Source organism: Bradyrhizobium sp. AZCC 1610 (genome assembly GCF_036924515.1).
GTDB lineage: Bacteria > Pseudomonadota > Alphaproteobacteria > Rhizobiales > Xanthobacteraceae > Bradyrhizobium.
This window is the reverse complement of the sequence record NZ_JAZHRR010000001.1, coordinates 4,043,364-4,065,311: the sequence shown is the minus strand read 5'-3', so window position 1 is coordinate 4,065,311 and position 21,948 is coordinate 4,043,364. Positions and strand designations below refer to the sequence as shown.

Sequence of the window (21,948 nt, the reverse complement as noted above, 5' to 3'; positions counted from 1 at the left end):
GCGCTAGACGGCCGAACGCGCCTTGTCGAGCAGCGACGGCTGTTGCATGACTTCCACCTCGCCACCAACGCGGCGCTCGGGGCCGATATAAGCGTTGTTGGTATTGCGCCGGCGGTCGGGGCCGAAATAGGTCTTGGTCTTGATGAAGGGGCGCGGGTTGGCGACGACATTGAGAATGCGCTGGTAGAGGCCCTTGGCCGAAATTGGCTTCGCCAAAAATTCGGTGACGCCGGCATCGCGTGCGACGGTCACGCGGCGTTTCTCCGAATGCCCGGTCAGCATGATGATCGGCGCGTAGGGATTGCCCTTCGATTCCGGCTGACGGATCATCTGCGCCAGCTCGAGACCGTCGAAGATCGGCATCGACCAGTCGGTGATGACGATATCGGGCACGTAGTGGCTGTACATTTCCAGCGCAGTGGCGCCGTCCTCGGCCTCATACGCCTCGCGCGCGCCGAACGAATGCAGCAGCGTCCGCAAGATGCGGCGCATGTGCGGATTGTCGTCGCAAATCAGAAATCGCAGCTTGTTGAAGTCGATGCGATACATGGTCCGGCCCGGCCAAGCAAAACGGTATACTGGTGTTAACCATATCGCGGCGCTCGTTAAGGAATGGTTGCGAAGCCGGCCTGGCGGGCTCGTGCGGATAGCTATGGCGTCACTTTTTTCCGGCTAGGAACCCGGTTCAAGATCACCGGGTGGTCACCGGGCGGGCGTCAGTATCCGAACTGCTCGCGCAGGATGCGTTCCTCGAGACTGTGACCGGGGTCGAACAGCATCCGCATCGAGATCGTCTTGTCGGACAGCACCTCGACGCGGCGGACATCACGCACGTCGTCATGGTCGGCGGCGGCCGCGACCGGACGCTTTTCGCCCTCCAGCACCTCGATCACCACGAAAGCGGAGTTCGGGAGCAGGGCGCCGCGCCAGCGGCGCGGGCGGAACGCGCTGATCGGCGTCAGCGCCAACAGCGCGGCGTTGATCGGCAGGATCGGTCCCTGTGCCGAGAGATTATAGGCGGTGGAGCCGGCCGGCGTCGCCACCAGAATGCCGTCGGCGATCAATTCCGCCATCCGCTCGTGCTCGTCGATCAGGATGCGCAGATGCGCGGCCTGGTTGGTTTGGCGAAACAGCGCGACTTCGTTGATGGCGTGATGCAGATGCACTACGCCGTGCACGTCGGTCGCGCGCATCAAGAGCGGATTGATCAGGGATTCCCGCGCCGCCGCCAGCCGCGTATGCAGGTCATGCGTGGTGAACTCGTTCATCAGGAAGCCGACGGTGCCGCGATGCATGCCGTAGATCGGCTTGCCTGAGCGCATATGCCGATGCAGCGTCTGCAGCATCAATCCGTCGCCGCCGAGCGCCACCACGACGTCGGCGTCGTCGGCATCGTGACTGCCGTAGAGCTTGACGAGCTGCGCCAGCGCAGCCTGCGCCTCGGTGCCAGCACTCGCGACAAAGGCAATCCGGTCGTATCGCTTGGGGGTGGCCATCGGACGACGAACTCTTGGGTAACGCCAGGATTGGGTGGCGCCGGATTGCGCCGCGCTCGTCTATACACCTTACCGGGGCTTGTCGAGATGGCCGAACCGGCCTTTCGCGCCGGTAACGTAAACCGCTGGTCATCGGAGCGTCATTTTTCCTGCAACGTCCGGATCGGGTCCCAGTCCTCGCCCGGCGGGTTTTGGGCCAATTCCCGGGCCCGCGCGGCAAACAACGACGCTGGCCGGTCGATGTCGGCCGAACGGCCGAAATACTGCGCGGCGCGCTCGAATTCGCGGGCCCGCCACTGCGCTAGCCCGTCGGCATAATTGGCGATCAATGTCTCCTGCGCGGCGGTCAGCCCGGCCGACAGCGCCAGCAATTGGTAGATTTTCAGTGCCTGGGTTCGCCCCTTGACCCTGATAGCGTCGAGCTCGCGCCAGGCGAAGGCCTCGCCGGTAAGGGCTACGGTGGTTTCGGAAGCGATCACGGTGGTGCCGTAGAATTTGTTGGCGCCCTCCAGCCGCGATGCCAGGTTCACGGCATCGCTCATCACGGAGTAGTTGAAGCGCCGCCGCGATCCGAAATTTCCGACCAGCGCCTCGCCGGAATTGATGCCGATCCGCTGCGCCAGCTTGTATTCCTGGAAGAGGGCGGAGGAGGCGTTGAGTTCGGCCAGTTGCGTGCAGCAATCCAGCGCGGCGCGCGCCGCATTGGCGGCATGATCGGGATCGTCGGCCGGCGCGCCGAACACCGCCACGATGGAGTCGCCGATATATTTGTCGACATATCCGCCGTGACGCTCGATGACGTCGGTCATCGCCGAAAGATACTCGTTCATCAGCTCCATCAGGCTGTCGGGCGACATCTTTTCCGCGATCAGCGAAAATCCCTCGATGTCGGAGAAGAACACCGTCACGTTGCGGGTTTCGCCGCCGAGTTCCGGCAATTTGTTCGACGACAGCATGCGGTTGATGACGTGCGGGGCAAGGTAGAGCGCAAAGCTTTTCTGCAGCAGGCGGCGGTCCTTGTCGGCGACGACGAAGCGGAAGCCGATCGTGGCCGCGAGCGCCAAAAGGCTCGCCAGGAACGGCTCGGCGATCGGCAGCGCCAGCGCGAAGTTGAAGGCAATCGTGGCGGCGGCAATGCCGAGCACGATCATGACCGTCCAGGCAAGGGCTGCGACGACGGGCCTGAACAGCCAGGCGGCAGTCGCGGCAAGCGTGGCAATCAGGGCCGCGATCAGCAACCGCAGCAACGGTCCGACTTCGATCGTGGCGTTGCGCGCGATCAGATTGTTGACCGCGGTGGCGTGGATATAGACGCCGGCGATCGTGCTGGTCCTGGATTTTGCGGTGACCGGCATGCTCTCGGCCGCACAGCGCGGCGAACGCGCCCCTTCGATGCCGGTCGCAAATCGCTTGGATGTCATTCGGCGATCTTCAATATCGAGAACGGTACCGAAGATGACGACCTTGCCGTCGAACCAGCGCCGGAAATAATCCTTGTCGTCCTTGACGGCGCAGGCGCGCAGGTCGGCAAACGAGAAGGTGGGGATGTCGTCGGCGCCGCCTTCGAAATTCAGCGTCATCGTGTTCGGCACCCGGCCCGGAACCAGGTATCCCGCAAGCTTCATCCTTCCGCGCTCGTCGAATTGAGGCGCGGTCCCCAGCGCCCGCGCCGCCAGCTCGACCGCCATGGTCGGCATTTTCGCGCCGTTGATGTCAAAGCTCAGCGGCAGTCGGCGCACGATGTCGTCGCTGTCGGTATGGTCGTTGAGCGGCCGGATATTCTGCTGCTGGCGTACCGCGATCCGCTGTCCTGATGATGGCATGATCGAGCGGTCGCCCAGAACTTGGCCCAGCACCACCTTGCCCTTGGCGGACGCGCCGGCAAGCGCACGCAAAAAGTCGCGGTCGAAACCGCGGACCTTTTCGCCCAGCATGCCGTCCCCAAACGGTATCTCGGACTGTTCGAGCGAGTTCGGAATCACCACGTCGAAGCCGGCGACCTTGGCGCCGCCTTCGAGCGTCGCTGACAGCACGCGGCCGATCTCGCCGGTCCAGGTCAGCATCGGCGCGTCCTTGAAAGGGACGGTGCGCAGGCTTTCCTCGTCGATCGCGACGACGACCGCCGGCGAAGCGGCCGGATCCTTGCTGCGGCCGAATACCTCCCAGCGCAACGCGGTGAGGATGTCGAGGGACAGCCCACGGACCGGTCTGGCCGCCGGAGAAACCGAAGCCGCCGCGCAGACCAGCGCGATGGCGGCAACCACCATCCTGTTGCGCGCGCTGCGCCTGATTCTCAAGCGGGATGGCCCGTCACGCCTATTCCATCCGCAGCAACCGGCCGACGATCGGCGTTACGCCGGGTTTGGCCTGCGCATCCACCCGGAACACGATCTGCGATGATTTGAACGAAGCGGCGTAGAGGCCGCCGGGAACCAGGGCGACGTTCTCGCTGGCGAAATCGAGGAAGCGCCCCTTGAGCTGGGTGCCGCCCAGATTGATCTCCTGACGCTCGCCCGGCACGTCGAGGCGCCGAATGATCAGCTTGCCGCGGCCCTTGGCCTCCACCAGCGGCGATGCGCCGTAAAGGGTGAGCTGCGGCTGCGGCAAGGAAGCCGATTTGCTGTTGTCGACGCTGCGCAGCACGGTAGCGGCGACGCCACTGGTCTCCCGCGTCGTCGCGTTTGCCTGGTTGGGATCGCAATTCGTCGTCTCGGCCTTGACCTCGGCGAGGTGAACGGCGCTCTGCTCGGTGCCGACGACGACGGTGCCGGCACCGCTGATCGTCTCGCGCCGGCATGACTTCAGGTAGCTGAGAATGACGGAGCCGCCGTCGCCGATCTTGATGACCGCTTTGGGCGTCACATAGTCCATGAATTCTGCGCCGGTGACCTTGCCCTTGATGTCTTCGACCACCGCGACCGGCGAAGCTGCGGCCGCCGGAGAAGCCAGCGCCAGCAGGCCGAGACAGAGAGCAATCGTACGTTTCATTTTTAGGACCCCATTGAAAAGCGCAGGTTCGTTAGTCGCGCCAGCGCCAAAATGGTTTCATGGACGGATCAAAAATACTCGAAAGATACTTGAAAGATACTTGGCCGGTACGCCGGCAGAACCGACCGATAGCACCTAACGGTCGACGGGGACAACCATTGGACGTGCCGACCGCTTTCTCACGTGATGCTGTCGGGATTGTGATTTTCGGAAGGATTTCTCCTTGTTGTGCACCACGGCCCCATTGTCGCAGTCTTACGGTAGAATCCGCAGGGCGCGCGGCTGGATCGCGGGGCGCGCGCAGGGAGCAAACGGCATGGCTTTTCATTTCACGGCGACGCGCCCCATGCGCTTTGCGGCCACGCTTCTGGTCGTATGTTGGGTGAGTGGTGCGCGCGCCGAGGAGGCCAGTTCGCCAACCTCGCAGCAGCCTGCCGCGGCCACGCCGTCACCGTCGCCGTCGGGCCAGAAGGGTGGAGCAGGGCGGGGCACCGCCGCGACGCCGCCGTCGGCAGCCGAACAACATCGGCTGCCGCCGGATTCCACCACCAGTCAAACGCTGACGCTGCCCGGGCGCACGCTCAACTTCACCGCCACCGCAGGCTCGATCCGGCTGTTCGACGACAAGGGCGAGCCGCAGGCCGATATCGCCTACACCTCCTATCAACTCGACGGCACCGATCGCACCAACAGGCCAGTGACGTTTCTGTTCAATGGCGGCCCCGGCGCGGCCTCGGCCTGGCTGCAGTTCGGCGACGCCGGCCCTTGGCGCATATCAATCACCAGTGAGGGCGCCGTGTCGTCCGCGACGCCTGATCTGCTGCCCAACGCCGAGACCTGGCTCGACTTCACCGATCTCGTCTTCATCGATCCCGTCGGCACCGGCTACAGCCGCTTCGTCGCCTCCGGCGAGGACGTGCGTAAGCGGTTCTTTTCGGTCGATGGCGACGTTAATTCGATCGCGCTCGTGATCCGGCGCTGGCTGGAAAAATACGACCGTTTGCTGTCGCCGAAATTCGTCGCCGGCGAGAGCTATGGCGGCATTCGCGGGCCGAAAATCGTCCGCAATCTGCAAACCCAGCAGGGTATAGGAGTGCGCGGGCTGATCCTGGTGTCGCCGTTACTCGACTTCCGCGACTTTTCCGGCTCAAGCCTGCTGCAATATATGTACAGCCTGCCGAGCATGACGGCAGTGGCGCGTGAAGCCAGGGGCGAGACCAAGGGGCGGGTGACGCGCGCCGATCTCGCCGACGTCGAGCGTTACGCGCAAGGCGAATTCATCGTCGATCTCCTCAAGGGGCAGGCCGACAAGGAGGCAACCGCGCGGCTCACGGACAAGGTGGCTGCGCTCACCGGGATCGATCAGGCGGTGAGCCGCAGGCTTGCCGGGCGCTTCGAGGTTGGCGAATTTCGCCGCGAGTTCGACCGGCGCAACGGCCGGGTGACCGGGCGCTACGACGCCTCGGTGTCGGGCTTCGATCCCTATCCGGATTCGAACTACGCACGTTTCGGCGATCCGTCCGGCGATCCCTTGATGGCGCCGCTGACAAGTGCAGCGGTCGACCTCGCCACGCGCAAACTCAATTGGCGGCCGGATGGCTCGTACCATTTGCTCAGCAACAGCGTGAACAAGTCGTGGGATTTCGGCCGCGGGCCGGCCGAGTCGATTTCACAGCTTCGCGAGATTCTCGCGCTCGATCCGAAAATGAAACTGCTGGTCGGCCACGGGCTGTTCGATCTCGCCACGCCGTATTTCGCTTCCAAGATCCTTCTCGACCAGTTGCCGGCCTATGCGAGTGCGGACCGGGTGAAGCTCGTCGTCTATCCCGGCGGCCACATGTTCTATTCGCGGGACGGCGCGCGTCAGGCGTTCCGCTCGGAGGTCGAGCAGGTGATGAAGTGACAACAAAAAACCGGCGCAGGCTTTGGCGCTGCGCCGGTTGTTCTTCGCAATAACGCGAGGAGACTACCCTTTAGTAAACCAACCCGGTGCCCGGCGGCTTTTCCAGCGCGGCGGCGAGCGAGCGATATTCCTCGCTTGTCGTGCCGGTGAGTTGAGCGATCCGGTTCAGGTGATACTGCGCCTGGTCGCGGTTGCCCTGTTCGACCTGCCACAGGCCATAATACTGCCAGGTCTTGACGTGGTTCGGATCGGCCTTGAGCGCGCGCTCGTACCAGATCTGCGAGACCTTGTAGTCGCCGAGCTTGCGATGGGAGTAGCCGATCAGGTTGGCGACGGCAGCTGAGTCGTCACGGCCGAGCGCCTTGAGCTGCGTGATCGCCGAGGCGTAGTCGTGGCGCTCGTAGATCGCAGCGTAGGCAGCGCGATAGCCGTCGGCGAATGCGGTTTGCTCGGTGCCGGGACGGGCTTCGCTGGATTTCTTCTTCTTCGGCGGCGGCGGCGGATCGTTGTCGGGTGCTGCGTAGACCACGCTAACGACAGGGGCTGCCGCGAGCGTGAGCGACAACATTGCAAGAGTCAAAAGCCTGATCACAAATCTATTCATGCATCTCTCCTGATGGCCGGTTCGGCAATCCTACACCGAAGCCCGTTGATTTGAACCCCCGCCGGCCGTGAACATTCCCGCGCCGCTACCCTTGATTTCGCCAATTTTCATCACCGGTCCGTCCTCAACGGACATGACGAAGATGTCATTCAGATGAACGGAATCCGAAAGTGTGATTCAGGAGGGGTTCAGTGCGCCGCCGCTAGCATTGCCTGCATGATCGGCGAGCCCGGCCGTTCGACCGGAAATGCCCGCGGGTCCCATGGAGAAGGAGACAACCATGCTCAAGACCATTTCCGCAGCGCTCGTTGCCGTTTCCGTTCTCGCCGCGCCTGCATTTGCCGGTACGCCGGGCAAGACCACACAGGCGCCGGTGAACAAGACTGCGCAGGCGCCCGCCATCAAGGCGGAGCAGGATAAAACGAAAGCATTGAAGGCCAATGCGCGGATGGGGCGCGATCACAAGCACATCGGCCCGCACAAGACACACGCGAAACCGCACGCCGCGGTCAAGCATGTGAAGCCGGCCGCGAAACGCAGCTAGCTCTGATTCGCCGGCGCGCGTTTTCGTCCCCATTGCCCCCGCGCCTGCGAATGACAGACCAGCCCACGCGCCATTTGCTTTGCTAATGGCCGTGGGCTGGCGCGTCTCAACTTTTCGAGAGCGATATGCAGGGATAACCGAGTTGCGAATTCCATTCCATCGCGAGGCGGTCTAAGAGACGGCTCTTGGTGAGGGGAAGAGTTCGCTTGGGGCGTTCGTTCAAAATTGCGGCGACGATGTTGCTTCCGGTCATGCTTGCGGCCTGCGCCGCCAGCGATGAAGGCAAGCCGATCACTTTTACTGACGATCGCGGCGTCTCCAGCCAGCCATTTCCCAGGAATCACCGCACCGAAGTGCTGGCGTTTCTGAAAACCTATCTCAACAATCCCGTCGGCGTGCGCGACGCCGTCATGGCCGAGCCGGTCGAGCGCGTCGTTGGCGGGCGGCAGCGCTATGTCGCCTGTCTCCGGTTCAGCCCGCGCGAGCCCGACGGCGGCTACCGCGAGCCGCGCGAACGCGCCATCCTCTTCGTCGACGGCCGCCTCGACCGCATCATCGAAAACGCCGTCGAGCCCTGTGCGGGGGTGGCGTACGCGCCATTCGCGGAACTGGAGAAAATGACGCGCTAATTTCGCGCGCGTCTGCTGAGAGCGCAGAAGGCGCCGTCATCGAAGTGGCTCGCTCTTGACGCCCGCCGGCGGGCCGTGAAGCCTCGCCGACGGGGCTGTATTTGCGGTGTTCCCGAGACGGAACCGTGAACGAATTCGGATCACTTTTCGGCGAGGGTTGAACCTTGCCTTAGTCATCCCGGACCATCAACTAAGCGGGAAGCCATCTCCTTAACGGAGGAAACAGCCTTACGTGCGAGGGAACTAAAACGCTTTGTTGCTGTGCCGTCACAGTGGCGCGCCATCGGGTCGCGGGCACTTGCCGCAAAGCAACCTAAATGAAGTCACGTTGTTTGGCTTGGTATCCGCAACGTCCGTAACGGGGAAGTAAGATGATAAAGATACTGCTCGGCGCAGCCGCGCTGGCCGCCATGGCGGCTCCAGCTTTCGCGGCTGACATGCCGCCGCGGCCCTATACCAAGGCGCCTGCCTATACCGCGCCTCAGGTCGTCTATAACTGGACCGGGTTCTATATCGGCGGCCATGCCGGCGGCGCCTTTGCAGGCAACGACTCCCTGCAGGGCAGCGACGTCCGTTTCCTTGGCGGCGTGCAGGGCGGCTTCGACTACCAATTCGCACCGAACTGGGTGCTGGGTGCCGAAGCCCAGTATAGCTGGCTGCCCAGCTCCAACAATGACGGCGTCCTGTTTCCGGGCGGCACCCTCGTAACCTCCAATACCGACCAGATCGGCTCGGTGACCGGTCGGCTCGGCTACACCTGGGGTCCGGCGCTGCTCTACGCCAAGGGCGGTTACGCCTGGCGCGACGGCAACAATCTCGGGGTCTCGGTGGCCGGCGTGCCGGCGGCCTTCACCACCAACGGCAGCCACAAGGACGGCTACACCGTCGGCGGAGGCCTCGAATACATGTTCGCCCCGAACTGGTCGGCCAAGGCCGAGTACCAGTATTACAATTTCGGCGACACCACTTTCACGACGGGACCCGCCGATATCGCCGGCCGCAGCTTCCGCGACGACGAACACACCGCCAAGGTCGGCGTGAACTACCGGTTCGGCTGGGGTGGCCCGGCTGCTGGCAAATACTGATACCGGCATTGGTATCGACACGCGCAAAGGCCGGCTTCACGCCGGCCTTTTTGTTTTTGGGGCAAAGGCCGGCTTCACGCCGGCCGTTTTGTTTAGGGCGCGTCGAGGCGAACGTGTGCCGGTCTTTTTTGGCGGGCGCAAAAAAATTTCGCGCTGCATGCAACTTTTCGTCACGATCCGATATTATGGTTCCGGCCGGCTGGTGGGACAACGAACATGCGTGCTTTTGCGTTAGGGCTGATCTTTTCCGCAGCGGCGTTTCCGTGCTTTGCTCAAACTGTCCTGAAATCCGAACCGCTTATCCTTGCTCCCTATGAAATCGCCTTCGTGCAGGATCCCTCGTGCGGGGCCGGCAAGGTGCGCAAGGTAACCGGCGCGATCAGGGGACTGCAGCGGCGCAAGGCCTGTGTCACTCTGGCTGCGGAACAGGCATCGCTGGTCTCGGCGACGCCGTAAAACAGATTTACCGCCTCGGATGTCGTCCCCGGCGAACGGGACCCATCTGCCGAGAGCAGTCGCTTGCGTGCCCTTACGACGCCAGCTGCAACTCCGTCTGCGCTTCGCGCTCGGCCTCGGCCTTGTTTTGGGCGGGGTCTTCATGCGGCTCGAGCTGGCATGGCTTGATCTCGTAGTCATGGTCCAGCACCGGGCGGGGGCCGGTGTTGTCCTGTCCGGCGATGACATCGACCACGAGCCCGCTCTTCTGAGCGATCTTCCAGACATCGGCTGCGGTGGGATAGGCCTTGCTCAGCTTGGCATCGTTTGAGAACAGCGCGTAGGGCATTGGTAGCTCCGGTAAAAACGTTCAACGCGGAAGCGGGGGCCGGGGTTGCAGGCTTGGCTGCCATGTCGCCATTACACAGGTTGTTTCGGGAGCAAATTGGCTCGTTTCGGCCCATTTTCGTGGAGTCTCTGAGTCTTTAACGAGCCGTAAATTCCCGAAAAAAGAATCCCCGAGACTCGATCGCCAGAATCGCCGGATGTTTCCGGCCATGAGAACGAGCCTCCAGACCTCCTGTGAGCGTGTCCAACTCACGCTGACCGTCTGCCTGCTGGTCGCCTGCGCGGCCAACATGGCGCTGGTCTGCGCCTGGCTCTAAATTCGGCTCTGGTGCGGTTTTCGTCCTGGGTCTACTTCACCGGCCGCGTCGGCTGCTCGCCTTCCCTGAGAGAAGCGTGGACCTTCGCCATGGTCGCGCTGCAATAGGCCTCGCGCTCGCGGCTGAACCGCTCCTGATGGGCGCGGAAATTGGCGACCCGCGCCCTGATCTCGGATTGGAAATCCTCCCGCAGGTCAAGACGCGCAAGTGGAGCCGGCCTCGATGTCTCCCGCGGCATTTCTTCTCTTGATACGTCTCTTGATGTGTCTCTTGGCGCCTGGGTAGCGGGCGGCGTCTCCGCCAGCAGCGACTCAATGTCGGGAAGGGCCGCGGCCGCGTGGATGGTTCCGGATGTCTCGACGGAGAGCAGGGCAACCGACGCAGTGACGGTCTTCTCGGCCTCCGGCGCCTTGCCGGTCACCGATTGAACGAACGCCATCGTCTGCGCGATCAGGAGATCGCGTTCCCTCATCCATTTCATGAAACACCTCGGCCCAAGTCACTCCATCAAACGGCTTTTGTGGAATCAAGCGGGTGGGGAGCTAACTGGGGATAACTGCCGCGCTTTCGCGCGCAAGGTGACAAAACGGTGACAGTCCTGACCGGCAGCGTGCACATGACCGTCAGGCGTGGACCGGGTTCACGCTGGTCTCGTGAAAGCGATGTTAGCGCTCGCGGGGATTCGTATTCGGGACGAACGGCGCGCCGATCACGCGCACCGGCGGCTGGTCGCCGACGTTGATGATCCGCTTGTCGGGTGAGGGCGCCTGCTCGGCGAACCGGACCGGCTTGCTGTCGCCAACTCCCAGCAGAGTGGCGCCGCCTGCAATGGCCACGCTGATAGAGGTGACCACAGCCAACAAAACCATGTTGCAGTTTTCTTCGCGAATTCTCATGCGAGAAAAACGTGGAAGAGGAGGGGTGGTTCCGGCTCCGAAGAGAGAGATGGGCGCGGCGGCGGTTGGTCGGTTGTTGGTTTTGTACCGTAAAACTACGGGTACCGTAAAACTACGGATAACTGCAGTCTTTACAGGCAAGTAGCACGAAAAATCAGCAAGCGTAGCCGCTAGTATGGGCCGAGAAGCTCTTTTCGCGCATCGCGGGTGGGTGCCATACCATTCCGGAGCTTCCAGATATCGGCCTGCTCATTCATCGGAGCCGCCTGCGGTGGAGTAACCCTACCGCGCGACCCGTATTTGCAGGGCCTTGGCATGGAGCTCGTCCATAGCTAATAGTTATACTTATGCAATATAGCTAATTTTCTCAAATGATCTGGTCTGGTTGTTTTCCGATATGAAAGTCCACTATGGCCCGGGGGGCTGGGTTCAATGGCCTGATAGCGAAGAGTTCTCGATTGAATTCATGAGGCTGCTTGGCGCGGCGCAGGAAGGCGGTTCGATGATCTCCGAATGCTTCCTTGCCGCAAGCCGGATAGATCCGAAGGATGGCGGCGCTTCCTGGTATCGGGAATGGCTGAAAATGGCCCATCTCAACAATGAGCGCGCCAATGCCGCCTTCACGCGCGGTCATCTGCCGACGGCACGGAGTAACTGGCTTCGCGCCATCAACTACTATCTGGCGTCAACGTTCGAGTTAGACGCTGCCGACAAGAAACGGGAGCATGTGCTCCGAACCATGCGAGCCTGCGCCCACCGCTACATCGCACATTTGATCCCCGCCGGCGAAGTCGTCGAGATTCCCTGGCTGAACGGCCATGCGCTGCAAGGCTATTTTTTGCCTGCTCCCGCCGCTTCTGGTCGAGCGCCTGTCGTCGTGTGCATGGGCGACCCCGGACATCGGAAGGAAGAATATCTTTTCAAGGCGGCACGGTATGCCCGCGATCGGGGAATGTCGCTGCTGGCGGTAGATCTGCTTGGATCTGGCACCGGCGCCAAATTCGATGAAGTCGTTGCCCGTCCCGATCTCGAAGCGTCGGTAGGCCACGTAATGGACTATCTCACGACAAGGGACGATATCGACGAACACAGGATTGCGATTCTCGGCGACGGTTCAGAGTCATCCTTTGTGGCGCGTGGCGTTGCTCTCGACAATCGTTTCGCCGCCGCGGTTTGTGACGGCGGGATCTGGGACATGCATGAGCGCGCATTCTTGATGAAACGCCTCCCGCTGAGCTGCTCCGGAAATGAAGGCGGCTGGCTCGGGCGAAAAATCCACTGCCCGCTTTTGATCACCATGGGCGAGCAGGGCTGGCTCGAAAGTAACTACGTGATCGAACTGTTCGAACGGTCCAAGGCCGAGCATCCCGACGTTTCCCTGAAAATTTTCGAGAGCTCTGAAACGGCTGCCGCGCATGGGCATCGCGACAACCCCACGCTCGCCAACGAGTTTATCTTTGACTGGGTCGCCGATCGCCTCGAATCAACATCGGCCTAGAGCCCGCCGCCGCAAAACTCATATGCCCATTGTCACCTTAAGGCTCGCCTTTTCGAGGCGTTTCTTGAGCGCCGCGAGCTTGCCTGTGAGTTCGCTGAGCTCGCGGTCGCTGAATTCCGCAAAGATGAAGTTGTTGAGAGCCTCCTGCTCGGAAGCCAAGCCTGCGATGAGCTTATAAGTCTTGTCGGTCAGGGACATCTGCACGATTCTGGCGTCTTCCTCCGACGTCTTTCGGCGCATGAAGCCCTTCTTCTCAAGCATTTTCGACTGAGTCGTTACGAATGAAGGGTCCACGTGGAGCATCTTGGACACGACCTTCACCGGGACGCCTTCGCCCTGGTCTAGATCGGCCAAAGCCATCAGGATCATCCATTGCGGGCCGCTGATGCCGAGGGTTCTTGCCCAGAAATAGCGAATCTCCTCGAGGTGCACGTTGATGGCGGCGATCTCCCAGGCAAGTTGCCGGGCGACGTCCTGATTCTTCGCTTCGGACTCATTCGACGCTCCGCGTTTGGCGCGGCCCACCGAGTCCGGTCCCTGGCGAAGTTCCCGTCCTATGGCTTGTTTCATCTCGATTCCACCACGAAGCAGCTTACCTGATTTACTAACAAAATCATCCGATTGCGCGCCTTTTTCAACGCGCCTCTGAACACGATTTTGCGAGCGGGTCGGTGTTGCTGGTACGACACAGTCGCGCAGGATAGAGATAGCTGAGTTCATAATGTATTTTGCTTAAGTAAGTTGCGCATGCATAGTTCCTGAGGCGGTCAGGGGGGTCCTGGATCGTTCCGTTTAAGTGGTTCGCTTAAGTCCCTCGCGTTCATGCGGGTGTGTCCGAAGACGCGAAACGACTGAGCGGTTTTCAAAAGGCGAGGGCGGATCTTTTCCTGGGGGAACAGCCACAGGTCCGGTCCTTGTCCTAGCAGAGCAACTTGGAGGTTTAACATGAATATGATCAAGGGCCTTATTCTCGGCTCAGCGGCGGGTCTCATCGCCGTGAGCGGAGCGCAGGCTGCCGATCTTCCCGTCAAGGCCAAAGCGGTCGAGTACGTGAAGATCTGCTCCCTGTACGGCGCGGGTTTCTACTACATCCCGGGCACCGACACTTGCATCAAGCTGGGTGGTTATCTGCGCGTCGATACGACGTTCAACGGCGGCATCTTCGATCAGCCAGCGTGGAACGGCAACCTCGGCCAGCAGAATCGCGTGCGCGATTACTATGCTGCCCGTTCGCGTTTGGCGCTCAGCGTAGATACGCGCACTGCCACAGAGTATGGCGTCGTTCGCACCTTCGGTCAGGCCAACTTTAATTTGAACTCGTCTACCGGCGAAGGTCCGGGTGTGGCTGGCACGCAGACTCTTGGCGTGGATTTGGTGTTCATCCAGTTCGCTGGGTTCACCTTCGGTAAGTCTGCTTCGGCCTATGCATCGCCCTGGCATGGTTATCCGGGCAACAACTCCTCGTTCCTGCTTGGCGGCCATGACGACGTCGTCGGCACGAACAACATCCAGTACACCGCGCAGTTCGGCAACGGCGTGTCCGCCACCATCGGCCTGGACGATCCGTACTACGGCCGTACGGTCAACGGTTACATCAATCCGGTTGGCGCTTTCGCTCTCAGTTCAACCACTGGTCTTGTTACTGGACCCACGATTGGCGGTGCGGTTGGTGCGAGTGGTGCTCTGACGAACGGCTACGCTGGTGCGCGTAGTCCGGACATTGTCGGCAATATCCGCGTCGATCAGGCTTGGGGTCTCTTCCAGTTGTCGGGTGCGCTCCATGAGGTCAACGGGACCTACTATACTCCGACCAACGAAACCTCTGGACATCCTGATTCCAAGTGGGGCGGCTCGGTGATGGCTGCGTTGCAGATCAAGAACTTGCCCACTGGCCCCGGCGACGACATCAAGGTTGATGTCTCCTACGCCGTGGGTAACACGAAGAACGTGCTCAACACCGCGCCGCAGTTCGCGATGTTCGGCGGCACGGGCCGTGCCGGCGCTCACCAGAGCATCGGTTTTGGCTCCAACACGGATGCGATCTATGGGAACGGCGGTCAGTTTGAACTGACAACGGCTTACGGTATCCGTGGTGCGTTCAACCACAACTGGGATCCCTACTGGTCGTCCAGCCTGTTCGGCAGCTATTCGGCTGTCCGTTACAACGGGAACGCCACGGCGCTCTATTGTGCAGGTTACGCCGCCCAGAACCCTGGTGTGACAACCCCCGACTTCAGCTGCAACCCCGACTTCAACGTCTCGCAGCTCGGTTTGATCACCCGTTGGACCCCCGTCAAGAACCTGACGTTCTCGGCGGAAGCCATGTGGTTCCACCTCGACCAGAAGTTCACCGGCGCCAAGGTTCTGTCTTCCACGCAACTCGGTGGAACGAAGCCGACCGCAGGGTACGAATATAAGGATCAGGACGCCGTTTCGCTCAACGTTCGCGTTCAGCGCAACTTCTGATCCTGAACTGAACTATCGCAATGACCCCCGGCAGTTTTCACCGCCGGGGGTCTCTTTTTTTGGCGAGCTGCCGAGGCAGCACACCGTTCTCGAACTCCACCCAATTCTAAAAAGGTCAGGCGTTGAGCAACCTCGGTCTGTTACAGAACGCATTCGCCACAAACAATTTGCGCACTATTTGTCGGGCGATCGATGACGAAATATCGAGGCAATCGAGCATCACGGAATTTTCTCAGCTCGCGAAAGTGAACCGCACTACGCTTTTTCGCGCCTTTCGTCGCCGGCAGGGAACAGGGCTGGAGACGATGATAAGAGTGCTCGAAGTGTTGGGATTTCGCCTTGCTGTGACAGCTAAGGGGCAAGTCTACGGGAAGCCAATAGCTGACGTTTCGACATCCGAGCGAAGCATTCTTGAGAAGACTTCGCCTGGCGAAGGAATGGCGCGCAAACTTACTGCAGCGCTCAACAGCTCGGAAGCGCGTCCTGTCATCGGAGTGTTCGCGGAGATATTGCGGACGCAAGATAACATCGCCGGCTTATCGAAAAAGACAATCAGATGCCGCGAAACATTCTATAGAGCCTTTGTTTATCCTCGCGTACCTCGGTTCAGCACCGCCCTGACTCTCTTGGATGCACTGGGCCTTTCATTTTCTATACGCAGGGTACCTCGTTACAAGCTTTCAACACGATCCCCTCGAAGTCCGTTGGCGACGGCAATTGGAGCTCAAACGGGGGATAAAAACCGCCCGCTGGCGATCGGGCGCTGACTGCTCAGCGCGCCGGGATTTGGCCATTGCCGTATGCACCCGTTCCGCCCGCAGCCTGAACGCGCATCCTTCGTTAAGCGTCAGGGAAAACCTCTGTGCCCGCACGCCGATGCAAAACTAGCGAAGGCCCCTCCGCCGAACACGCTTATATCGCCAAAATACCTATTGTAATAACATGAGTAACTCATGTATTATAATCAGGCGTAGCCGCCGAATAGGTTGGCGGCCTCTCATGGAGAAGCGCACCAGCATCTTCAGAAATACCTCCGAAACCTCTGGCCATGCCCGGCCAGAGGTTTTTCGGCCTCTTGAGGGGCTGTTTCTGATTCGCCGGTGAGTGCAGACTGGGATGGCACCAGATGGCCAAGACGGCGCGTCGCTCTCAATACGCCAGTACGGCTCAGCTTGAAAAATTCTTGAATCAGGCGTTTCAAACCACCGATAGCCGTCAGGTTTGCCTGGCTCTCGGTGAAGCAGTCCGGGCCCAAAATGTCACGACGATCGCTATCGCATCAGGAATAGAGCGGGCACACCTCTACGGGGCTTTTGTATCGGAGAGGGGGCCGCGGCTTTCCACAGTGACGAAGGTGATTACGGCACTGCGCCTGAGGCTGGTTACAGTGCAACCGTCCGCATCCACGCTCGAGAGATATGGTTCTCAACAGCCAGTGCATGGCCATCTACGTTACAGCACTCCGGCGGGAGTTGCCGAGCTCTTGAATCCTGCCCTTGCAACATCCAATCTTCGTGCCATTTGTTCTACCTTTGGTGAGATCATCCGAGCCCAGGAGAATGTTGCTGAGTTCGCGCGACGGATACAGATTGGCCGAACACGTCTCTACCGTTCGTTCATGGGCGATCGTTCGCCCGAATTTACGACTGTCCTGACGATTCTCGGGGCGTTCGGGTTGCAGCTACGTGTCAAGCGAGTAAGCAAACGGAAGGCGTCGCTCGATCCCTATTCAACGCGGAGCCTTGGGCAATCGGCAGAGTTTGGGAAATCGGCAGAGATGGTGTTCCCTCAACAACTTCCCGTGGAATTCCCGGCAATGGTGGAGGCCTGAACGGGTCCTGGCTCGGTCGAACGGGTTTGGTCCGACTGACGCCTTTTGAAGTGGTGCCGGTTGAGAGGATTGAACTCCCGACCTTCGGTTTACAAAACCGCTGCTCTACCGCTGAGCTAAACCGGCGAATTGAAGTGATCGGCGAGGGGTGAAGTATCCCGCCACCTGGTCCGATCTTCGGCGGCTCGAATATCAGACTTGGTCGCAAAGGGCCAGAACCTCAAGAACCGCTTTCATCGCTCCCGCATGGAAAAAGCGGCCTTCCAGCCGCCTTTTCCGCATTCGATTCGCACAGCCCCTACTGGCAGCGATGCCTGCGGCCGTCCTCACCACGGAACCAGGTGCCGGGGATACAGACAAAACCGTTGCGGCGGGCATAGGCTTCGCCGCCGATCGGAGAGGTGGCGATGGCAGCCGCCGTGCCGACCGCGCCGCCGACTACGCCGGCCGCGACATCGCCCGGCCAGAAGCCGCTGTTATCGTCCCAGCGGTTATAGCTGCCACGCCAGGTGCGGTCCTGATAGGCCTGACGCTGGTAGCTGCCGCTGTAGTAGGGGCTTCCCGGTCCTTTGTTCTGGCAATTGGCGTTGGGATAAAATTGCGCGCAATAGCCGGGATTGGAGATGACTTCCTGCGCCATCGCAGGCGCGGCGAGCGCGGACGCAAGGATCGCGGCGGCCGCGAAAATTCCGGATTTTGTCATTGGTGGACTCCATTGCAGGTTGCGCCATGCTAAGTGTTCGTGCGGACGATCGTTCCGGTGCGGCCGCTTCCGCGCGTGTCAAACCGACGTGATGCGATGACCGCAACGGCGAGGCTTTTCCGATTCCGGTTGTGCGATCTCAAGACAGATGTGAAGTTCCGGCTCCTTGTCATTTGAAGGATCATGCAATTTCATGCAGGTGCGCGATGTCGATTACCGCTGTGGCGAGGTCAATTTGCACGGCTATCTCGCACTCGATGAAAGGAGTGCCGGGAAGCGGCCAGGCGTACTGGTGTTTCACGAAGGACTGGGACTCGGCGAATTCGCGATGGAGCGTGCGCGCCGGCTCGCCGGTCTCGGCTATGTCGCGCTGGCCGCCGACATGTTCGGCGATCGGCGGCAGGCGTCCAACCTGCAGGAAGTCGCGACCCTGGTCGGAGAGCTTCGCGCCGAGCCGGAAAAACTCCGCGCCCGCGGCCGTGCCGCGCTGGCTGCGCTCGCCGCGCTGCCGCAGGTCGATGCCGGCAGGCTGGCGGCGATCGGGTTCTGTTTTGGCGGGTCGGTAGTGCTGGAGCTGGCGCGCGAGGGCGCCGACCTGAAGGCGGTGATCAGTTTCCACGGCGTGCTGGCGACCAAAATGCCGGCGCAACCGGGACTGGTGAAGGCCAGCGTGCTGGTCTGCACTGGCGTGGACGATCCCCTGGCGCCGTCGGAACAGGTCGCCGATTTCGAGAACGAGATGCGAACCGGCGGGGTCAAGGACTGGCAGGTCATCGCCTACGGCAACACGCTGCACGGTTTCACCAACCCGGCCGCCGACGGCTCGATGATGCGCTCCGCGCTCTACAACGAACAGGCTGACCGCCGCTCCTGGGCATCGATGAAAAGCCTGTTCGAGGAAGTCTTGACCTGACAAACGCTTCCAACTGGTATTTCATGGCGTTTTCAAGCGAAGCATGCCCTCGGACTTGATCCGTGGGTGGGCACCGGTTCGCGTGAAGAAAACGCTTCAAAACAAAAATCGGAAGTTCATCTTGAACTTCGACTGATACAGCGGGTAGGGGGCGTATGTTCGGAATTCTCGGGCTGGGGTTTTTGCTGGGCATGCAGCATGCGCTGGAGGCCGATCATGTCGCCGCCGTATCCAGTATCGCCGCGCGCCGCAGCCATGTGGCCGATATCGTCAAGCACGGGCTGACCTGGGGGCTCGGCCACACGCTCACTTTATTCATCTTTGCTGGCGCCGCCATCCTGCTCGGCCGCGCGATTCCCGAGAGCGTTGCCCGCCCGATCGAGACCGCCGTCGGCCTGATGCTGGTCGGCCTCGGCGCCCATGTGCTGTGGCGGCTGTGGCGCGACCGCGTGCATTTTCACCAGCACGGCCATGGCGACGGCACGGTGCATTTCCATGCCCACAGCCATGCCGGCGAAACCAGCCCGCATGCCCGCACTGCGCACGCGCATGATCATGGCTTCCGCTGGCGTACTCTGCTGGTCGGCCTGATGCACGGCATGGCGGGCTCTGCCGCGCTGCTGGTGCTGGCGGTTTCGCAGGCCTCCAGTCCTGCGCTCGGCCTCGGTTACGTCGCACTGTTCGGCGTCGGCTCGATGATTGGCATGGGCGCGCTGTCGACGGCGATTGCGGTGCCGCTTGCGGTCTCCGCCCGCTCGCTCACCTGGGCCAATCGCGGCCTGCAGGGGGCCGTGGGTCTTGCCACTGTCGCGATCGGAATTATGACCGTAGTCGAAACGGTGCTGGCCTGAGGCGGGAGCGCCTCAGCGCTGTGGGCTGATGAACAATAATAAAGTGTTCGGGGAGGATAAGATGAAACGCCGAGATTTTCTGGCTGGAAGCGCCGCATGTTCACTGGCCGCATGGACGGGGCAGGCGCTGGCGCAGTCGGGCCCGCTGACCAAGATCATCTTTCCCTTTGCGGCCGGCGGCGGCGGCGACGCACTTTGCCGGCTGCTGGCGCAGCACATCGCTCCCTTGCTCGACCGCAACATCATCGTCGAAAACCGCACCGGCGGTGACGGGCTGATCGGCATCAAGGCGGTGAAGGGCGCCAATCCTGACGGCACCACCATCCTCGTCACCACGGGGCCGACGATGTATCTGCTGCCGATGGTCGAGACGACGCCGAGTTTCGACGCCGCGAAGGATTTCGTTCCGGTCAGCCAACTCGTGCGCTTCGAATTTTGTGTGTTCGTCGGCAAAGCCGTCCCGGCCGAGGTCAAGGACTTCAAGCAATTCGTCGCCTGGCTGAAAGCCAATCCGGACCAGGCCACGTTCGGCGTGCCCAGCAACGGCACCATTCCGCATTTTAGCGGATCGCGGCTCGAGCAGGCGCTGGGCATCAAGCTGACGCGTGTGGCCTATCGCGGCAGCGCGCCTATTATCAACGACCTCGTCGGCGGCCATATGCCGTTCGCGATTTCAACTTTGACCGACGCCATCCCGCAGCATCGCGCGGGAAACGTCAGGATTCTGGCAGTCGGCAGCGCACAGCGTTCGCCGTTCTTGCCTGATGCGCCGACCCTGAAGGAGAACGGCATCGATCTGGTGGCGGACGCCTGGTACGGCATGTGGCTGCCGGCCGGCGCTTCGTCGGATTTTGCGAAAAAGCTGAGCGATGCGGCCGCCGCCGCGCTTGCCAAGGCCGAGGTCAAGGAGAAGCTTTTGGCGATCGGGCTGATCCCGGTTGGCTCGACCCCCGACGGCCTGACCCAGCAACTCGCCGCCAACACCGCGTTCTGGCAGCCGATCGTGAAGGCGACGGGGTACAAGATTACAAATTAGAATCGCCGCTCGCGCCCGCAACGTTACGCGCAGATGGTGCGGAGATCGGGTTGCCGGCCTGCATCCTGGCGCGACGCTTCGCGCGTCGATGACGTATGGCGCGCTCCACCGCTGCGATCAAAGAGGCGACCCAATAGTCGAGGATCCAGCCGGCTTGGCCAGGCTCTCGATTACTTTGTTTTGCTCGTAATGCCTGCGTCATGACCAGGTATCCGTGCCGGTGAGCAACTGCTCCCGGCAGCTCAAGAAGTTTACAGCACGTTCGCCCACGTCTTATCGCCGCGCTTCGAGAACGATATTGAAGGGCGTCTCGGCTGCGATCCGGATGCGGCCAAATCCGGCTTCGCGCAGAACCGCCTCCAACCGGGCCGGTCCCGCTTGCCCGCCAAGGGCGAGCCCGACCTCCTGCGCCAGCGAAACCGGCGTACAGATCATGGTGGAGCCGGCATAATAGAGCCGGCCGATCGGATTGATATTGTCCTCCAGCCTGTCTCCTGCGCGTGGCTCCACCGCCATGAATGTGCCGTCGGGGGCGAGAGCCTCCAGAATCCGGCTCGCCGCCCCGACGGGGTCGCCAAGGTCGTGCAGCGCATCGAAGCAACAGATCAGGTCGAAGTTGCTGCCCACAAAGTTCTTGGCTGTGGCGACATCAAATTCCGTCCTGGCTGCTACGCCGTCGCGTTTCGCCGCGTCGCGGGCGCAGGCGATGGAATCTTCGTGGTTGTCGACCCCGACAAATCTGGATCTTTCGAAGGCTTTCGCCATGAGAATGGTGGAGATGCCATGGCCGCAGCCGATATCGGCGACCCGCGCACCGTTATTGAGCTTTTCGATCACACCGTCCAATGCGGGAAGCCATTCCTGCACGAGATGGGCTTTGTAGCTCACGCCGAAGAAGCGCGACATTCCGCTGAACAGGCAATTGCATCGTTCGTGATAGCCGGCGGCGCCGCCGTTGCGGAAAGCCTTGCTCACCTTGGGTTGGTCAAGCATCACCGCCTGGCAAACCTCGAACGAGCCCAGCATGTAGACCGGACTTTCCGGATTTCCGAAGACCATGGCCTGCTCGGGATTCATGGCAAAGCGCTTGGTCGTGGCGTCATAGTCCAGATAGCCGGCGGCGGCGTGGGCGCTGAGCCATTCGCGCACAAGGCGCTCGACCGTTCCGGTACGGCGCGCCAGTTCTTGCGGCGTCACCGGCCCCGTCTCAGCGAGCGCGTTGTACAGCCCGAGTTCGTCACCGATGCGGACCAGCGGTGCAATCATGGCGGCGCCGAGATCGTCCAGTATCCGTGTAACAAATACTTCCAGCTTCTGCTCGTTTAATTCTCTGACCATTATGTTCATTGCTGCCTCCTTTGGCGCGATGGGGACATAGGTCCTTGCGGGGGTGCGGCAAATGACC

25 protein-coding genes and 1 tRNA gene are annotated in these 21,948 nt (G+C 61.3%); 14 read left to right on the top strand and 12 right to left on the bottom strand.

Annotated features, from left to right (window positions below; translation table 11 throughout):
* Positions 1-3: 3 nt before the first annotated feature.
* The 4 genes from V1279_RS20205 to V1279_RS20190 all read right to left on the bottom strand — a co-directional run bounded on the left by V1279_RS20205 (position 4) and on the right by V1279_RS20190 (position 4,484).
* Positions 4-549 carry a response regulator gene (locus V1279_RS20205; RefSeq protein ID WP_025590237.1) on the bottom strand — a complete coding sequence of 182 codons (546 nt, stop codon included), beginning with the start codon at positions 547-549 and terminating at the stop codon, positions 4-6.
* Between the two features lie 167 nt (positions 550-716).
* Entirely contained in the window at positions 717-1,496 is a 780-nt protein-coding gene (locus V1279_RS20200) for an NAD kinase (protein ID WP_334439241.1), read from the bottom strand.
* Positions 1,497-1,636: 140 nt separating this feature from the next.
* Positions 1,637-3,763 (bottom strand): adenylate/guanylate cyclase domain-containing protein, encoded by a 2,127-nt coding sequence (locus V1279_RS20195; protein WP_334446488.1) that lies wholly within the window; start codon positions 3,761-3,763, stop codon positions 1,637-1,639.
* 49 nt (positions 3,764-3,812) lie between these two features.
* The gene (locus V1279_RS20190) at positions 3,813-4,484 is read right to left on the bottom strand and encodes a hypothetical protein (protein ID WP_334439239.1); all 672 of its coding nucleotides are present in this window, start codon (positions 4,482-4,484) and stop codon (positions 3,813-3,815) included.
* A 316-nt stretch (positions 4,485-4,800) separates the two neighbouring features.
* Here V1279_RS20190 and V1279_RS20185 point away from each other — a divergent pair, with 316 nt between their 5' ends.
* On the top strand, positions 4,801-6,387 hold the full coding sequence (locus V1279_RS20185) for a S10 family peptidase (RefSeq protein ID WP_334439237.1): 1,587 nt from the start codon (positions 4,801-4,803) through the stop codon (positions 6,385-6,387).
* A gap of 70 nt (positions 6,388-6,457) precedes the next feature.
* Here V1279_RS20185 and V1279_RS20180 read toward each other — a convergent pair whose 3' ends face one another.
* Positions 6,458-6,991: a tetratricopeptide repeat protein gene (locus V1279_RS20180; RefSeq protein ID WP_334439234.1), complete on the bottom strand. Its 534-nt coding sequence runs from the start codon at positions 6,989-6,991 to the stop codon at positions 6,458-6,460.
* Between the two features lie 280 nt (positions 6,992-7,271).
* Between V1279_RS20180 and V1279_RS20175 the strand changes: the two genes are divergently transcribed.
* From V1279_RS20175 to V1279_RS20155, 5 genes are all read left to right on the top strand, one after another.
* Positions 7,272-7,535, top strand: coding sequence for a His-rich protein BRANT (locus V1279_RS20175; RefSeq protein WP_334439232.1), 264 nt, complete (start codon positions 7,272-7,274; stop codon positions 7,533-7,535).
* A gap of 236 nt (positions 7,536-7,771) precedes the next feature.
* On the top strand, positions 7,772-8,164 hold the full coding sequence (locus V1279_RS20170) for a hypothetical protein (RefSeq protein ID WP_334446486.1): 393 nt from the start codon (positions 7,772-7,774) through the stop codon (positions 8,162-8,164).
* 371 nt (positions 8,165-8,535) lie between these two features.
* Positions 8,536-9,249, top strand: a complete 714-nt coding sequence (locus tag V1279_RS20165) for an outer membrane protein (RefSeq protein ID WP_334439229.1) — start codon at positions 8,536-8,538, stop codon at positions 9,247-9,249.
* Positions 9,224-9,484, top strand: a complete 261-nt coding sequence (locus V1279_RS20160; RefSeq protein WP_334446774.1) for a hypothetical protein — start codon at positions 9,224-9,226, stop codon at positions 9,482-9,484. Before V1279_RS20165 ends, V1279_RS20160 begins: the two co-directional genes overlap by 26 nt.
* A complete protein-coding gene (locus V1279_RS20155; protein WP_334439226.1) occupies positions 9,466-9,705 on the top strand; it encodes a hypothetical protein in 240 nt (79 codons plus the stop codon). Before V1279_RS20160 ends, V1279_RS20155 begins: the two co-directional genes overlap by 19 nt.
* A gap of 73 nt (positions 9,706-9,778) precedes the next feature.
* Here the strand turns inward: V1279_RS20155 and V1279_RS20150 are convergent, their stop codons facing one another.
* Positions 9,779-10,033, bottom strand: a complete 255-nt coding sequence (locus V1279_RS20150) for a hypothetical protein (RefSeq protein ID WP_334439223.1) — start codon at positions 10,031-10,033, stop codon at positions 9,779-9,781.
* A gap of 208 nt (positions 10,034-10,241) precedes the next feature.
* Here V1279_RS20150 and V1279_RS20145 point away from each other — a divergent pair, with 208 nt between their 5' ends.
* Positions 10,242-10,349 carry a glucose transporter gene (locus V1279_RS20145; RefSeq protein ID WP_334439221.1) on the top strand — a complete coding sequence of 36 codons (108 nt, stop codon included), beginning with the start codon at positions 10,242-10,244 and terminating at the stop codon, positions 10,347-10,349.
* Between the two features lie 31 nt (positions 10,350-10,380).
* On the opposite strand, the gene V1279_RS20140 is transcribed toward V1279_RS20145, so the two are convergent.
* Together V1279_RS20140 and V1279_RS20135 are read right to left on the bottom strand one after the other, a co-directional pair.
* Positions 10,381-10,830, bottom strand: coding sequence for a hypothetical protein (locus V1279_RS20140; RefSeq protein WP_334439219.1), 450 nt, complete (start codon positions 10,828-10,830; stop codon positions 10,381-10,383).
* A 184-nt stretch (positions 10,831-11,014) separates the two neighbouring features.
* A complete protein-coding gene (locus V1279_RS20135; RefSeq protein WP_334439217.1) occupies positions 11,015-11,245 on the bottom strand; it encodes a hypothetical protein in 231 nt (76 codons plus the stop codon).
* Positions 11,246-11,828: 583 nt separating this feature from the next.
* Here V1279_RS20135 and V1279_RS20130 point away from each other — a divergent pair.
* The gene (locus V1279_RS20130; protein WP_334439215.1) at positions 11,829-12,743 is read left to right on the top strand and encodes an alpha/beta hydrolase family protein; all 915 of its coding nucleotides are present in this window, start codon (positions 11,829-11,831) and stop codon (positions 12,741-12,743) included.
* 18 nt (positions 12,744-12,761) lie between these two features.
* Here the strand turns inward: V1279_RS20130 and V1279_RS20125 are convergent, their stop codons facing one another.
* Positions 12,762-13,463: a MarR family winged helix-turn-helix transcriptional regulator gene (locus V1279_RS20125; RefSeq protein ID WP_334439213.1), complete on the bottom strand. Its 702-nt coding sequence runs from the start codon at positions 13,461-13,463 to the stop codon at positions 12,762-12,764.
* 225 nt (positions 13,464-13,688) lie between these two features.
* Between V1279_RS20125 and V1279_RS20120 the strand changes: the two genes are divergently transcribed.
* The 3 genes from V1279_RS20120 (at position 13,689) to V1279_RS20110 (ending at position 17,040) form a co-directional block, all read left to right on the top strand.
* Entirely contained in the window at positions 13,689-15,209 is a 1,521-nt protein-coding gene (locus tag V1279_RS20120; RefSeq protein ID WP_334439211.1) for a porin, read from the top strand.
* Between the two features lie 122 nt (positions 15,210-15,331).
* On the top strand, positions 15,332-15,976 hold the full coding sequence (locus tag V1279_RS20115; RefSeq protein WP_334439209.1) for a hypothetical protein: 645 nt from the start codon (positions 15,332-15,334) through the stop codon (positions 15,974-15,976).
* 359 nt (positions 15,977-16,335) lie between these two features.
* Positions 16,336-17,040 carry an addiction module antidote protein gene (locus V1279_RS20110; RefSeq protein WP_334439207.1) on the top strand — a complete coding sequence of 235 codons (705 nt, stop codon included), beginning with the start codon at positions 16,336-16,338 and terminating at the stop codon, positions 17,038-17,040.
* 51 nt (positions 17,041-17,091) lie between these two features.
* Here V1279_RS20110 and V1279_RS20105 read toward each other — a convergent pair.
* Positions 17,092-17,166: transfer RNA gene (locus tag V1279_RS20105), tRNA-Thr, on the bottom strand.
* Positions 17,167-17,338: 172 nt separating this feature from the next.
* Positions 17,339-17,743 carry a hypothetical protein gene (locus V1279_RS20100; protein WP_334439204.1) on the bottom strand — a complete coding sequence of 135 codons (405 nt, stop codon included), beginning with the start codon at positions 17,741-17,743 and terminating at the stop codon, positions 17,339-17,341.
* A 193-nt stretch (positions 17,744-17,936) separates the two neighbouring features.
* Between V1279_RS20100 and V1279_RS20095 the strand changes: the two genes are divergently transcribed.
* The 3 genes from V1279_RS20095 (at position 17,937) to V1279_RS20085 (ending at position 20,543) form a co-directional block, all read left to right on the top strand.
* A complete protein-coding gene (locus V1279_RS20095) occupies positions 17,937-18,656 on the top strand; it encodes a dienelactone hydrolase family protein (RefSeq protein ID WP_334439201.1) in 720 nt (239 codons plus the stop codon).
* A 155-nt stretch (positions 18,657-18,811) separates the two neighbouring features.
* Positions 18,812-19,507, top strand: a complete 696-nt coding sequence (locus V1279_RS20090) for an urease accessory protein (protein WP_334439198.1) — start codon at positions 18,812-18,814, stop codon at positions 19,505-19,507.
* Positions 19,508-19,568: 61 nt separating this feature from the next.
* Positions 19,569-20,543 (top strand): Bug family tripartite tricarboxylate transporter substrate binding protein, encoded by a 975-nt coding sequence (locus V1279_RS20085; protein WP_334439195.1) that lies wholly within the window; start codon positions 19,569-19,571, stop codon positions 20,541-20,543.
* A 273-nt stretch (positions 20,544-20,816) separates the two neighbouring features.
* Here the strand turns inward: V1279_RS20085 and V1279_RS20080 are convergent, their stop codons facing one another.
* Positions 20,817-21,890, bottom strand: coding sequence for a class I SAM-dependent methyltransferase (locus tag V1279_RS20080; RefSeq protein ID WP_334439193.1), 1,074 nt, complete (start codon positions 21,888-21,890; stop codon positions 20,817-20,819).
* Positions 21,891-21,948: the final 58 nt, after the last annotated feature.